The sequence below is a fragment of the Phyllobacterium sp. 628 genome (assembly GCF_014189505.1).
Lineage (GTDB): Bacteria > Pseudomonadota > Alphaproteobacteria > Rhizobiales > Rhizobiaceae > Phyllobacterium.
In genome coordinates, this window is record NZ_CP050303.1 from 493,294 (window position 1) to 507,025 (window position 13,732).

The window sequence follows — 13,732 nt, forward strand, 5'->3', positions numbered from 1 at the left end:
CGCGGCTTCGCCTGCCGTTGAACAACCTTCAAGAGAAGAAACCCATGACCACAGCATCCCTTCAACGTATTGAACAGGGCGACAAGCCATCGGCTGATGCACACCGCATTGCCAGCGAACGGAAAGCACTTGAAACAGCAAAGCGCTTAGCCGATGAGTTTGCCAAGGATGCTGCAGAGCGGGATCGGGAACGACGGCTGCCCTATCAGGAACTGGAAGTGCTGGCACAATCCGGTCTGCTCGCCATCACCGTTCCGAAGGAGTTTGGCGGCATCGATGTTTCGGCCGCAACGCTGGCTGAAGTAACAGCCATTCTGTCAGAGGCCGATCCATCCATCGGCCAGATACCGCAAAACCATTTCTATATTCTCGAAGCTTTGCGCGTTGATGGGACGCACGCGCAACAGGCCCTCTTCTTTGGCCGTGCATTGCTGGGGGATCGCTTCGGCAATGCCCTGTCGGAAAAAGGCACCAAAACAGTCGCGCATTACAATACCCGAATTGTACCGGACGGTTCGCGCTACCGCATCAGCGGCCGGAAATTCTATTCAACCGGCGTGCTCTTTGCGGATTGGGTGGTAATTTTTGCCAATGATCCGCAAGACCATATCACCATGTCATTCGTTCCGCGCGATACACCAGGCCTTACCCTTGTCGATGATTGGGCCGGATTTGGTCAGCGGACTACCGGCAGCGGCACCACCGTCATTACGGACGTCATTGTCGATGCTGATGCAGTCGTCCAGCATCACAAGGGTTTTGACCGTCCTTCCACCATCGGTTCGGTCGGCCAGATCATTCATGCGGGTGTTGATCTTGGAATTGCGCGCGCCGCCTTGCGGGAAACGATCAACTTTGTCCGCACGAAATCGCGGCCATGGATGGACAGCGGTCTCGAGCGAGCGTCAGAAGATCCGCATACGATTGCAAGGGTTGGCGATCTTTCCATTCGCATTGACGCGGCGGCGGCGCTGCTCGCCCATTCCGGCAATCTTGTCGACAGAGCGAAAGCTGATCCAAGTGATGAGAATGTAATCGCAGCATCCCTCGCTGTTGCGGGTGCCAAGGTGCTGACGACGGAAGCTGCATTGCAAGCCACCAATGTCCTGTTCGAACTGGCAGGCACCAGCTCCACGCAGGTTGATCTCAACCTTGACCGCCACTGGCGCAATGCCCGTACCCATACGCTGCACGACCCCGTTCGATGGAAATATCACGTGGTCGGCAATTACCTTCTCAATGACGTGGCGCCTCCCCGTCACGGCGCCCTTTGACCGGAGCTACGTGCATGACCAGAGAAATTCGTCTCAACGCCTTCGACATGAATTGCGTCGGCCATCAATCGCCCGGGCTGTGGCGCCATCCGCGCGATCAGGCGTGGACCTACAAGGATCTCGATTATTGGGTGAACCTCGCCAAAACGCTGGAGCGCGGCAAATTTGACGGCCTGTTTATCGCCGATGTCTTGGGGATTTATGACGTGCTGAACGGCAGCAAAGATGCTGCCATCCGTCATTCCGCGCAGGTGCCGGTCAATGATCCGTTGCAACTGATCCCAGCCATGGCCTATGCGACCGAACATCTCGGCTTCGGTCTCACGGCGTCTCTGTCCTTCGAGCATCCCTATACATTCGCACGTCGGCTTTCGACACTGGATCATCTGACGAAAGGCCGTGCGGGCTGGAACATCGTGACGTCCTATCTTGAAAGCGGAGCCCGCAATGTCGGGCAGAGCAATCAGGCCAAGCACGACGACCGTTACGATGTGGCGGAGGAATATCTGCAGGTCTGCTACAAGCTTTGGGAAGGCAGTTGGGAAGACGATGCGGTGCTGCGTGACCGGGAGAGCGGCATTTTCACCGATCCCACGAAGGTTCATGAAATCCGCCACGAGGGTAAATATTTCAACGTTCCGGGCATTCATCTGTGCGAACCCTCCCCGCAACGCACGCCTGTGCTTTATCAGGCGGGTGCATCCAAGCGCGGCAAGGATTTCGCCGGACAGAATGCTGAGTGTGTGTTCGTCGCCGCGCCATCCAAATCAGTGCTCAAAAAGTATGTCGCCAATGTTCGCCAAGCGGCCGCTGAGGCCGGGCGCAATCCACGCGAAATTCTGACGTTCAATCTGCAGACTGTCATTCTCGGCGAAACCGACGCCGAGGCCAAAGCCAAGTTTGACGAATACCGCAATTATGTTTCCTATGAAGGCGCCCTCGCCCTCATCTCTGGCTGGACCGGTATCGATTTCGGTCAGTTCGCACCGGATGAAACCTTGCGGCACCGCTATACCGACGCTGTACAATCAGCTGTCGAAACATTCACCACCGTGGACCCGAACAAGACATGGACCGTCCGCGAAATGGCAGATTGGGTTGGGATTGGCGGTTTCGGCCCGGTCTTCGTCGGCTCGCCATCCACTGTCGCTGATCTGCTGCAGGAATGGATCGAGGACACCGATGTTGACGGCTTCAATCTTGCCTATGCAGTGACCCCGGAGAGCTTTGAGGATGTGGTGAACCTGCTGGTGCCGGAGTTGCAGAAGCGCGGCGTTTACAAGAAGGATTACCGCACCGGCACCTTGCGCGAAAAACTGTTCGGTGCTGGTCCGCGCCTGCAAGCTCCGCATCCTGCCGCCAATTATCGTGATCTTCGCGGTGATCGTTCACAGGCAGCAGCATAATATCAGCGGCGCGAGGGAATATTCCGTCGCGCCGCTCGATCTTAAAAACCCAGCGACTGCTGGGCGGGTGGAGGCGGGCCAACATGCACGCCTTCCAACTCCAGCATCCGCACCTTGGCAGTTGATCCGCCTGGTGCGGAAAAACCACCGACCTTGCCGCCTGCTGCCAAAACGCGGTGGCAGGGAATGATCAGAGCTACCGGGTTTTTCGCCATGGCTTGGCCGACATCCCTTGCAGCTTCCGGTCCTGCGCCAAGCTCTTTGGCCAAAGCCCCATAAGTGGTGGTGTGACCCCAAGCAATTTTGCGGGCTCTAGCATAAACCTCCTTGAAGAACGCATCCTGCCCTTCGAGATCGAGTTTAAGGCTGGAAAAATCCACCTCTGCCCCGTCAAAATAACGCTTCACCGCAGCAATCGCCTCGCTCACATCAGGCGTTGGAGTGTGCTGTTCGGCTTGTGGCAGACGGCGCAGCAAAAGACGTTCAGTTCCTGCCGCACTGCTGGTTGGCAACTGGAACCGCGTGATACCGGCATCGTTCCAGGCGATACCGCAATCCCCCCCAGCCGTTTCGAATATAGAGTAGTGGTGCACTGTCTGACCCATGACATGGCCTCCGTGTTTTTACCTGTCATGAACATTGTCAGTCTGACGATCAAATACAACCCGTTTCTTGCACAACCTATCTCCCAGCGAGAATGAGATCGGCTGCCTTTTCAGCAATCATGATAACCGGCGAGTTTGTGTTCCCGGAAACGATATTCGGCATGACGGATGCATCGACAACCCGCAGGCCTGCAATCCCATGCACACGCAATGCATTATCCACGACGGCGAGATTATCACTGCCCATCTTGCACGTTCCAACCGGGTGAAAGATCGTCGTCGCAATATCTCCGGCACGATGGATCAATTCATCATCACTCTGAAACTGTGGGCCGGGCAGCATCTCGGTCGGGCGGTATTTTTGGAGCGTGCGCGTTGCCATGAGGTTGCGGGCATGGCGGATTGATCTTGCGGCGAGCAATCTGTCGCCCGCTGTGGAAAGATAATTTGGCTTTATGTCAGGTGAGACGCTGCTGTCAGATCCGTTGATATGCACAGTGCCCCGGCTCTCGGGCCGCAAATTACAGACCGAGACTGTCACTGCGGGATAGCGATGCAAGGGTTCACCGAGCCGATCCGTGCTGAGCGGTTGCACGTGATATTCTAGGTCAGGCGTCGCGACAGCCGGATCGCTTTTCGCGAAGATACCGAGCTGGCTCGGGGCCATGGAAAGCGGGCCAGACCGGCGGAAAGCATATTCCAGCCCCATTCCCGCCCGCGAAAAGAGATTGTGGTAAAGCTGGTTGAGTGTCTTTGCGCCTTCGATGCGAAACACGGTGCGGATTTGCAGATGATCCTGCAGGTTTTCACCCACGCCTTGCAGTTCATGCAGCGGCTGAATTCCCGAATTCTGCAGAACATCGGAGCGGCCAATCCCCGACAGTTCAAGGATTTTCGGGGAGTTGATCGCCCCTGCCGACAGGATGATCTCTCTGTCAGCCGCCGCCGTATAGGTTGTACCACGCAGGCGATAACGGATGCGCGCCGCGCGCCTGCCGTCCAATTCCAGCTTCTCGACTTCAGCGCCGGTGAGCACGCGAAGATTGCGCTGCTTCATGGCGGGGCGCAGGAATGCCTTTGTCGTGTTCCAGCGGACACCGCCGCGCTGATTGACTTCGAAATAACCGGAGCCCTCATTGTCGCCAGCGTTGAAATCCTCCGTCTTGGGAATACCGAGTTCTTCCGCCGCGACGCGGAATGCATCAAGAATGGGCCAGGAAAGCCGCTGCCGTTCAACCCGCCATTCACCTCCGGAGCCGTGCTGGGCAGATGAACCACGATAATTATCCTCGGACTTCAGGAAATAGGGCAGCACGTCGTCCCAGCCCCATCCTGTATTTCCCGCTTGCCGCCAGCCATCATAGTCAGCCGCTTGCCCGCGCATGTAGATCATGCCGTTGATGGACGAACAGCCGCCGAGGACCTTCCCGCGTGGATAGGGCAATGATCGGCCGTTGAGACCTGGTTCCTGTGCCGTCTTCATCATCCAGTCGGTTCGCGGATTGCCCATGCAATAGAGATAGCCGATTGGAACATGTACCCAATGGTAACGGTCACTGCCGCCCGCTTCGAGCAAAAGCACACGGTTTTTCGGATCAGCCGACAGCCGGTTTGCCAGCACACAGCCAGCGGAACCCGCTCCGATTATAATGAAATCGTAGCTGCCCGCATCGACCGCTGTTTCTTGCGTTTCTCCGCTCATGCCGCCACCCCTGCGGCGGCTGTTTCGGCTTCCGTCATGCGACGCCAGATCGGCGTCATCGCATCGGCAATATCGCGGTAAAGCTGATAGCGGCGCGCGTAGTAAGAAGCACGTGCTGCATCCGGCCGGTAATGGCGGTCAGTTTGGACCATCGCAGCTGCACCGGCTTCGAAATCCGGGAAAATGCCGACACCTGTCCCAGCCGCTATTGCCGCACCCAATGCGCCGGTCTGGCTCGACCGCGGCACCGTTACCGGCACGCCGAGAACATCCGCAAAAACTTGCGGCCAGAATTTGCTGCGCGAACCACCACCGGAAAGCACAGCTTCACTGAAACCGGCCCCCGCCGCACGCAAGGTTTCGATATGCTGACGATGACCGAAGGCAACGCCCTCAAGCAACGCACGGATCAAGTGACCTTTCGTATGCCATCCCGCGATACCATAGAACCCTGCCCGCGCATTGCCATCCTGTTGCGCCCCATAGAGGAACGGATGATAGATCGGATCATTCGCGGCCGGTTCCACGGTAGCCGCGAGTTCGCAGCAAACATCAAATGGTGATCGTCCGTCGGAACGTTCTTCGTGAAAGAACTCACGCACCAGCCATTCCAGATTGGCAGCGGACGTAGCACTCGACTCGATTGCCATATAGCGCTCGCGATCGAAGGTCGATGACATGAAGACGGGGCCATCAAGCCGTGGCCGATCGATAACCACCTGATTGATACTCCAGGTTCCGACTATGATCGAGGCCGCACCGGTTTTGGTGACTCCCGATCCAATCGCCGAGGCGATTACGTCGAAAAAAGCCCCCAACCACGGGCGTTCCGGCGGCAAGACCAGTCTCTGTTGCGGCCTTCTCTGTCACCACTCCGGCAATGTCGGCACTTTCGATCAATGGCGGCAACAAATCCATACAGTCGTCAAGGCCGTAGGCCGCCATCAACGCGCTGTCATACCGGCGTTGCGTCACATCAAGCAGGCCGCAACCGGTCATATCCGAGACATCGCTCACACGCTTGTCAGTAAGGCGATTGACGATGAAATCCTTGCACAGGAAAACCGTGCCGATCTTGTGAAATGTCTCCGGCCGGTGCCGTTTGATCCATGCCAGCAATGTCGGTGTCTGCGATGGCCACGGCCGTTGCAAGCCAATCGGGTAGGTACGATCACCCACGCCCTCCGCCTGCCATTTTTCCACGAGATCCGCGGCGCGCGTGTCGAGCGACTGAATCGCGAGCAGCGGCTCGCCCTCCCGGTCAAGCGTGTACAATCCGTTGCCGTGTCCGGCACAACCGATGGCGGCAATCTGCTCCGGCCGAATGCCGGCCTGATCAATGCAGGTGCGGATTACCAGCTTGGCATTTGCCCAAAGCTCGCCAAGTCCGCGTTCGACATGCCCCGGCAGCGGCATATTGCTGTGCCCTTCTTCGGCAGCCGATGCTATTTCGTTGCCTTGCCGGTCAAAGATCACCGCCTTGATGATCGTATTGCCGGCATCCAGCCCCAAAAGATATTCTCCCATTCGGAACCCCTCCTCAGGTTCTATTCGTATTCTCAGCTTTGCTGATAAATCGCGTAGGCATCTTCGCCGCTGGCATTGTCATGGATAATGGCCATCAGCCCCCGCACCACCGCGCTCGGATTTGCGTGCTGATAAATATTGCGGCCATAAACCATACCGACAGCGCCTTGCTGCATCAGTGCAGACGATTTGTCGAAAACTGCCCGCAAATCCTCCTTGCCTCCCCCTCGGACAAGCACCGGACAACGCGCCGCTTCCACAACGCGGTGGAAATCTCCGGCCGCCGACGTCGGATCCGCCTTGATGATATCCGCACCCATTTCGCGCGCAAGCCGGGTTAGAGTGACGATCTTATCCGCATCGCCATCGACCATGTAACCGCCACGCTCGGTGACTGGCTGCATGACCAGCGGCTCGATCATCAGCGGCATGCCATATTTCTCGCAATCGGCACGCACCCTTGCAATATTTTGAACGCACTGGCGGAAAAGATCAGGTTCATCGGGAAGCATGAAAAGGTTGACCACCACGCAGGCCGCATCCATCGCGATGGCGCCGATCAGCGGTTCCGCTTCGTTCTGCAGAACGGCCCACATATCGCGATGCCGGATGGGATTGTAGGGATTGCCCATGTCGATCCGCATGACGAGTGCTGGCTTGTCCTTGCCGGTCACATCCTGCAAGAGGTCAGCCTGACCGTAATTCATCTGGATCGCGTCAGGTGCAGCAGCCACGAGTGCCTGCACAACACCCTCCATGTCCTCAAGTCCGGTGAGAAAGGATGTCTCGTTGCAGACGCCATGGTCGATTGCAACATCAAGACAGCGGCCATTGCCGAAAAGCCGGTTCATCCGGACTTTATGGTTATTTCGCATATTCTACTCCTTGTTCATTCCGTGCGGTCAGTGCGTCGAGGCCAACCCTATGGCGCTCGGTCATCAATGTAAGAAATCGCTTACGCTCGGCCGCGCGAAGCGGCGGCGCCCATTGCTTTTCGCTTGCGATGAGATCAAGCACGGCTTCGGTCATATCCAGCGACAATTGCCCGCTGATTGCCAGCGTTGTGCGCCGCAACAGGAGATCGTCGAGATGTTCCACGGCTTCGTGGCGAATGAGAAACAGCATCTCCCGAACAGAATAGCCGGCATGCGGCAATGCCCCATCATTACCGTCTGCGATGAACCGGGCAATCATCTCCGCATCCGTGCCGTACCGCTCGAACAGTTCGGCCATGCGAGCCTGAGTGACGCCTGTTGTGGCGGCCGTTTGCGAAATCCAATCTCTGGAGCTCACTGGAAAATCCCGGCCGCCGCCAATCGGCCGGGCTATTGTGGTGACACGCCGCACCTGCTTCAGGCGCTCCAGTGTCATATCGGCAGCGAGTTCACCAAATGAGCGGAACGTCGTCCATTTACCGCCGATCATGCACAAGACTGGCGGTCCATCCTCGACGGGATCGATGATCGTGCAAAAATGATCGCGCGGGATACGTCCGGTAAAGCTGTCCTTGCTGGCGGGAAGCGGCCGCACGCCGGAAAACTGGAAGACAATGTCTTCGGGACGAATGCGAATGCCCGGAAGCACAAAAGCCAGAGATTGCAGAATGTAATCCCGTTCATCCGGGCTGCAGGACACGGTTTCCGGGTCATCAACGCGTATATCTGTCGAGCCGACCAGCACTTTGCCAAGATAGGGAAAGAGGATGCAGATGCGGCCGTCCTCATTCTCGTAATAGATCATGTGACCATCAAGTGCGTCACGAAGTTCGGCATTATCAATAATCAGGTGCGAACCCTTGGTGCCCCCCACCAGCGGCTCTTGCCGCGCCTCCTCTGGCAGCAGGCTCGCATTGGCGATATCGATCCAGCCGCCAGTCGCGTTGATGATGAATGCAGGCTGGACCAGTGCAATCACACCGCTGATATGATCATGGATGGTGAATGCCCCGCGTTCGTCCCTGCGAAGCTCGGCGTAGTTCAAGGCGCGGGCGTGTGGTCCAGCAGATAATCCGTCCTGCAACAGTTCGATACCAATCCGTTCAGGTTGCCTGACCCAGGCATCATGATAGGTTGCCGAACTTTTGATTGCAGGATTCAACGCTGGCCATTTGGCCAGCGTGGCCCGCCGGCCACGAAAACGATGGCGTGGCATCAGGGCACGTTTACGCGTCAGAAAATCATAGATACTGAGCCCTGTCTTGATGGCAATGGCACCGCGGCGGCTCGGCTTGCGGGTCAATCCAAGGAACCGCACAACGCCGTTGGCCAAACCGGAGAAAATATCGAATACCGGAACCGTTGTCGGCAGTGGCGCGACGAGATGCGGGGCATTGCGCAACAGGCGGTCGCGCTCAACGAGCGACTCCTTGACCAGGGCAAATTCGCCGTTTTCGAGATAACGCAGGCCACCATGCACCATGCGCGACAGGGCAGCGCTCGCACCGGAACAGTAGTCGTGCTTCTCCACGAGCAGGACATTGATGCCTTGCAGTGCCAGTTCGCGGAACACGCTGATGCCGTTGATGCCACCGCCAACAACGCACACGTCCACCTTCGGACTTCGACGAAGTCCGTCAAATATCTCTTCCCGGTTCATGATGCTGCCTGTTACCTGTCCATATGTGCCAGTTTCACCGCGATGGCCGCGTCAATGGCCGAAAGGTCTTCCCCCTCAAGCCGGATGGTGCCGGCCGTGGCATTCTCAAGCGCCTGCTCCGGATTGCGGGCACCGCACAGGGCGAAAGTCACACCCGGTTGTGCGAGCGTCCATGCAATCACGATCTGGGCAATGCTGGCTTTGTGCTTGTCGGCCAGAGGCCGAATGGCATCGGCAAAATCCTTGGCTTTCGACCTGTTGCCAACCGAAAAGCGCGGATTGTCCTTGCGCTGATCATCACCGGAAAAGACCCGGCCCGGATCAATCATTCCGGAAAGCAAACCCAAGGCCAGCGAGGAATAGCTCAGCGTCGCCACATTGTTTCGTTTCGTTAAGGGCAGCAACTCGATCTCGATTTCCCGGTCAATCATGCTGAACCGTTCCTGGATCGCATCCAGAGAGCCGGTTGCAATATAGGCATTGAGATCCGCCGGACTGACATTGCTTGCGCCGATAGCGCGGATTTTTCCCGCACTGCGCAAATCTTCGAGCGCGCGCACTGTTTCCTCAATTGGTGTCGTCGGGTCTTGCCAATGCGTGATGTAGAGGTCGATATAATCAGTTCGAAGCCGTTTCAGACTTTCCTCCACCTCGTGAAAAATCGCGTCCCGTCCGAGGTAGCGATGCACAGGCTTGTCATCCTGATCAAAGAAATGGCGGCCCTTTTGTGTGTGCCAGACAAGCCCGCATTTGGTTGCAATCACCGCCTTGTCGCGCCGTCCTTCAAGGGCCTTGCCGACAATCTCTTCAGACCGCCCGAGGCCATAGGCTGGCGCGGTATCGATCAACGTCACGCCAGCATCCAGCGATGCCTGGATCGCAGCAATTGACTGCTTCTCGTCAGTGCCACCCCACATCCAGCCGCCGATGGCCCATGTGCCAAGCCCGACAGCGGAGGACTTTACCCCGGCTTTGCCGATCGTACATATCAATTGTTCGCCGGTCATCCCCGTCCTCCTTCAGTGGCTGCAATGTCAAGTATGCGTTGTCCCGTTGCTTCGTCCGTAACGAGTGTATCGAGGTGATTGCCGCGCATGATGCTGAGGATCGGCCGCGCTTTGTTCGGGCCGCTCGCCAGCCCAATTTTGGTCGGGATCGAGGCAAATTCCTGCAATGTCAGCGAAACCAGTGAGCTGTTCAGGCTGTAGTCGCAAACCTGCCCCTGATCATCGAGCAGATGGGCGAGCAGTTCGCACCGCGCACCGGAACGCTCTATGGCTTCCTGATCCGTGCTCGAGGACGGATGCAGATCGTAATAACTTGAATCATTCGTCAGGATCGAGCCGATGCCGACAACCGCGATCTTCGCCTCACGTGCCCGTTTGAAGACGTCCGCAACCGAGCGCATATTGATCAGCATACCGCGCTCCGCCGCACTGTCGGCAAAAAGCGGTGCGTGTATCTGATAGGCACGGCCACCCAGTTTGTCCGCCATCATGGTCGAAACGTGATTGACGTCGGTATAGTGCTTGCCTTGTACGCAGCCTGTCGCCGGGATCACTTCCACATCGAAGCGGCGCGGCGCTTGCAGCCCGGCCACAACTGCACTCACGCCCTTGCCGCCGGTGATGCAGATCGTATCGCCGTCCGTGATTTCTTCGAGCAGCAGGCGGGCAGCGGCCTCGCCCACAGCCTGAAGCGCCGTTTGCGGATTGTCGGATACAGTTGGCACAACCACCACCCGGCTCAGTCCGCCAAGCGCCAGCAGTTGTTCTTCCATATCGATCAGCGGTTCGACCGGTGACTTGACCTTGATTTCCACGAGACCGAGCTGACGCCCGCGTTTGATCAGACGATTAACCGTCGGCTGCGAAATGCCCAGCTGATCGGCAATCTGCGCCTGGGTAAGCCCCTCCAGAAAATGCAGAACCAATGCCTGGTGCATTTGCCGGGCAATAACGATTTCCTCGCGGGGCGCAGAATGTTTTGGTTTGAGATTGACGACAGCCATGATCAGGAAGCCTTCCGCTTATGCAGGAAATGGTCGATTGAGACGGCGGTGAGCAGGATGCAGCCCTTTATCATGTCCTGCCAATAAACTGAGATGTCGAGAAGGACGAGCGAACTGGTGACAACCGAAAGCAGCGCGATACCGAGGATTGCACCAAGAATTGTGCCTGATCCGCCGTTGAGCGAAGCACCGCCGATAACCGCTGCAGCAATAATATTCAGCTCCATCCCAGCGCCGAATGTTGGCGTCGCAGCACCAAAGCGGGACATGTAGATCACCCCAGCAAAACCGGCGAGTGTCGAGCAAAGCACCGTCACCCAGAACTTTACCTGCTTTGTCTTGATCCCCGAATAGAGCGCCGCCTTCTCATTGCTCCCGGTATAGAAGACCTTGCGCAGTGCGGTGGCGCGCCGAAGCAGGAAATCAAAGAGCACGACAACAGCGACAAAGATGATGATGACATAGGGTACGCCGTGAAAGCTGCCCTGACCGATCGCCTTGAATGATGGAGGCAATGTAAAGAGCGAGAGCGGTGTTCCCTTGGTAATGATCAGGCAGAGGCCGCGCACGATGACCATACCGGCGAGCGATGTGATGAAATGGTTCAACCCCACCACCGTGACGAAGAATCCCATGACGCAGCCAATGAGCGAACTTGCCAGAATGCCGATGAGAGAAGCAGTCCATGGATCAAGTCCCGCGAGAAATAGGAACCCGGAAAGCACCATGGCGAAACAGACAACCGACCCCACAGCAAGGTCTATACCGCCAACGATGAGCAGAATTGTCATGCCGACAACAACAATGCCTTCGACGGAAAAGCTCATCAGCATGGCGCGGAAATTGCCAAGTGTGAGAAAGTGTGGAGAGGCAAAGCTCATGGCAATGCAGAGTGCCAGGATGATCGCGATCAATCCGGCTTCGCGCATTGATCCCAGCCGCTTCCATGACGGGATGCGCATGTCCTTCGCAGCCAATGTGTCGATTGCCATTTTCTTTTCTCCCGTTCGTTCTTCAGGCAGCATGTTCTGATGCATGCGGCGTTTGCCCTGCCTGTATTTGTGTCAATCCCGATGCGAGTCGGATAATCGCTTCTTCTGTCATGTCGTCCCGACCAAGTTCACCCGCTACGGTTCCTTCCCGGATAACAAGCACCCGGTCACACAGCCCGAGCAATTCAGGCAGTTCCGATGAAATAACGATGATACCGATGCCGGAGCGTGCCAGTTCGCGCAGCAGTTGATGAATTTCCGATTTCGCACCCACATCGATGCCGCGCGTCGGCTCGTCCATCAAAATGACTTTGGGCTGGACCGCGAGTTGCTTGGCAATTGCCACCTTCTGCTGGTTGCCGCCACTAAGCGAGGATACCGGCATATCGATGTTGCCCATGCGAACGCCGAGCCGGGCAGAAAAATCGCGGGCAAGCTCGGCTTCAGCTTTCGCATCAACCAGTCCCAGACGTCCGGTCAGCGCCTTGAGGTTGAGAACCGAGATATTCTGGGCAATCGAAAGATCAAGAAAGACGCCCGAACCCTTGCGGTCTTCGGACAGGTAGACAATTCCGGCTTTCACCGCTCCGGCATAGCTCTTTATGGTTTGCGGTTTGCCGTTCAACAGCACATGCCCATCAGTGGTGGCTCGCAGCCCGCAAATCCCTTCGGCAATTTCAGTCCGCCCCGAGCCGATCAGACCACCAATTCCGAGAATTTCACCCCGGTGCAGTTCGAGATGTACATCGTGAAACCGGCTGCCATCGTCAAGATTGCGAACTGCGAGGATAATCTCGTCTGATGTCTCTTCGGCCGTCTGTTTGGGCGGATATAATTGGGTGATATCGCGGCCAACCATGCGGCGAACCACATCGTCAGCCGTTACGTCGGCAACCTGTTCGGTCGAGACATAGCGGCCATCACGCAGGACGGTTACGCGGTCGCAGAGGCAGAAGATTTCAGCCATCCGGTGGCTGATATAGATGATCGAGATACCATTAGCCTTCAAATCGCGAATGATCTTGAACAATATACGCGTTTCCGCTTCGGTCAGCGCGGCAGTCGGTTCATCGAAAATCAGCACGCGGCAATCCAGTGTCAGCGCCTTGGCGATCTCGACAAGCTGCTGGCTGGAAATCGACAGATCTTCGACTTTCTGGCGAACATCGATGGGCGCCAGCTTGTTCATGACAGTTTGCGCTTCACGTTCCAGCTTGCGGTAATTCATGAGAATGGAACGCCTGCGGCTGGTGGACGCCATGAATATATTCTCGGCCACGCTCGCGTCCGGACAGAGCGCGATCTCCTGATGCACGAGCCCGATGCCGAGCAGTTGAGCCGCCGATGGCGACGTGATTTTCACCGGAACACCATCGACCAGGATTTCTCCCTCGTCCGGCTGGAGTACACCGGCAATAATGTTCATAAGCGTCGATTTGCCGGCACCATTCTCACCACAGATCGCGTGAATTTCACCTTGCTCCAGGCTGAAATTTACGTTCGTCAACGCCTTCACAGCACCGAAATGCTTCGTAACGTTGCGGATATTCAGGACCGGTTGAGGCGACATGGCAGTTTCTCCCGTTGCTTAGCAAAGGCTATCCGGGCCTTGCGGGCCCG

General features: G+C 57.0%; 9 protein-coding genes and 2 pseudogenes. 2 read left to right on the forward strand and 9 right to left on the reverse strand.

The genetic code is table 11. The features are described 5' to 3' along the window. Positions 1 to 44: 44 nt before the first annotated feature. Positions 45 to 1,274: an SfnB family sulfur acquisition oxidoreductase gene (locus HB779_RS24785; RefSeq protein ID WP_188346558.1), complete on the forward strand. Its 1,230-nt coding sequence runs from the start codon at positions 45 to 47 to the stop codon at positions 1,272 to 1,274. Positions 1,275 to 1,288: 14 nt separating this feature from the next. Next, positions 1,289 to 2,680 carry an LLM class flavin-dependent oxidoreductase gene (locus HB779_RS24790; RefSeq protein ID WP_188346559.1) on the forward strand — a complete coding sequence of 464 codons (1,392 nt, stop codon included), beginning with the start codon at positions 1,289 to 1,291 and terminating at the stop codon, positions 2,678 to 2,680. A 41-nt stretch (positions 2,681 to 2,721) separates the two neighbouring features. On the opposite strand, the gene HB779_RS24795 is transcribed toward HB779_RS24790, so the two are convergent. The 9 genes and pseudogenes from HB779_RS24795 to HB779_RS24835 all read right to left on the reverse strand — a co-directional run bounded on the left by HB779_RS24795 (position 2,722) and on the right by HB779_RS24835 (position 13,682). Next, positions 2,722 to 3,285 (reverse strand): methylated-DNA--[protein]-cysteine S-methyltransferase, encoded by a 564-nt coding sequence (locus HB779_RS24795; RefSeq protein ID WP_188346560.1) that lies wholly within the window; start codon positions 3,283 to 3,285, stop codon positions 2,722 to 2,724. A gap of 76 nt (positions 3,286 to 3,361) precedes the next feature. Next, the gene (locus HB779_RS24800; protein ID WP_188346561.1) at positions 3,362 to 4,987 is read right to left on the reverse strand and encodes a GMC family oxidoreductase; all 1,626 of its coding nucleotides are present in this window, start codon (positions 4,985 to 4,987) and stop codon (positions 3,362 to 3,364) included. Continuing rightward, positions 4,984 to 6,514, reverse strand: a pseudogene (locus HB779_RS24805) (FGGY-family carbohydrate kinase). Before HB779_RS24805 ends, HB779_RS24800 begins: the two are co-directional and overlap by 4 nt. Positions 6,515 to 6,546: 32 nt before the next feature. After that, a complete protein-coding gene (locus HB779_RS24810; protein WP_188346562.1) occupies positions 6,547 to 7,389 on the reverse strand; it encodes a class I fructose-bisphosphate aldolase in 843 nt (280 codons plus the stop codon). After that, positions 7,362 to 9,109, reverse strand: a pseudogene (locus HB779_RS24815) (FAD-dependent oxidoreductase). Before HB779_RS24815 ends, HB779_RS24810 begins: the two are co-directional and overlap by 28 nt. 11 nt (positions 9,110 to 9,120) lie before the next feature. Further along, positions 9,121 to 10,116, reverse strand: coding sequence for an aldo/keto reductase (locus HB779_RS24820; RefSeq protein ID WP_188346563.1), 996 nt, complete (start codon positions 10,114 to 10,116; stop codon positions 9,121 to 9,123). Further along, the gene (locus HB779_RS24825; protein WP_188346564.1) at positions 10,113 to 11,120 is read right to left on the reverse strand and encodes a sugar-binding transcriptional regulator; all 1,008 of its coding nucleotides are present in this window, start codon (positions 11,118 to 11,120) and stop codon (positions 10,113 to 10,115) included. The genes HB779_RS24820 and HB779_RS24825 overlap by 4 nt, the downstream gene beginning before the upstream one ends. A gap of 2 nt (positions 11,121 to 11,122) precedes the next feature. Continuing rightward, on the reverse strand, positions 11,123 to 12,112 hold the full coding sequence (locus HB779_RS24830) for an ABC transporter permease (RefSeq protein WP_188346565.1): 990 nt from the start codon (positions 12,110 to 12,112) through the stop codon (positions 11,123 to 11,125). Positions 12,113 to 12,134: 22 nt separating this feature from the next. After that, positions 12,135 to 13,682: a sugar ABC transporter ATP-binding protein gene (locus HB779_RS24835; protein ID WP_188346566.1), complete on the reverse strand. Its 1,548-nt coding sequence runs from the start codon at positions 13,680 to 13,682 to the stop codon at positions 12,135 to 12,137. Positions 13,683 to 13,732 lie beyond the last annotated feature (50 nt).

Coding starts and splice junctions, on each gene's coding strand:
- HB779_RS24835 (WP_188346566.1), bottom strand. CDS start 13,682: ATGTCGCCTCAACCGGTCCTGAATATCCGCAACGTTACGAAGCATTTC.
- HB779_RS24795 (WP_188346560.1), bottom strand. CDS start 3,285: ATGGGTCAGACAGTGCACCACTACTCTATATTCGAAACGGCTGGGGGG.
- HB779_RS24800 (WP_188346561.1), bottom strand. CDS start 4,987: ATGAGCGGAGAAACGCAAGAAACAGCGGTCGATGCGGGCAGCTACGAT.
- HB779_RS24820 (WP_188346563.1), bottom strand. CDS start 10,116: ATGACCGGCGAACAATTGATATGTACGATCGGCAAAGCCGGGGTAAAG.
- HB779_RS24830 (WP_188346565.1), bottom strand. CDS start 12,112: ATGGCAATCGACACATTGGCTGCGAAGGACATGCGCATCCCGTCATGG.
- HB779_RS24790 (WP_188346559.1), top strand. CDS start 1,289: ATGACCAGAGAAATTCGTCTCAACGCCTTCGACATGAATTGCGTCGGC.
- HB779_RS24785 (WP_188346558.1), top strand. CDS start 45: ATGACCACAGCATCCCTTCAACGTATTGAACAGGGCGACAAGCCATCG.
- HB779_RS24810 (WP_188346562.1), bottom strand. CDS start 7,389: ATGCGAAATAACCATAAAGTCCGGATGAACCGGCTTTTCGGCAATGGC.
- HB779_RS24825 (WP_188346564.1), bottom strand. CDS start 11,120: ATGGCTGTCGTCAATCTCAAACCAAAACATTCTGCGCCCCGCGAGGAA.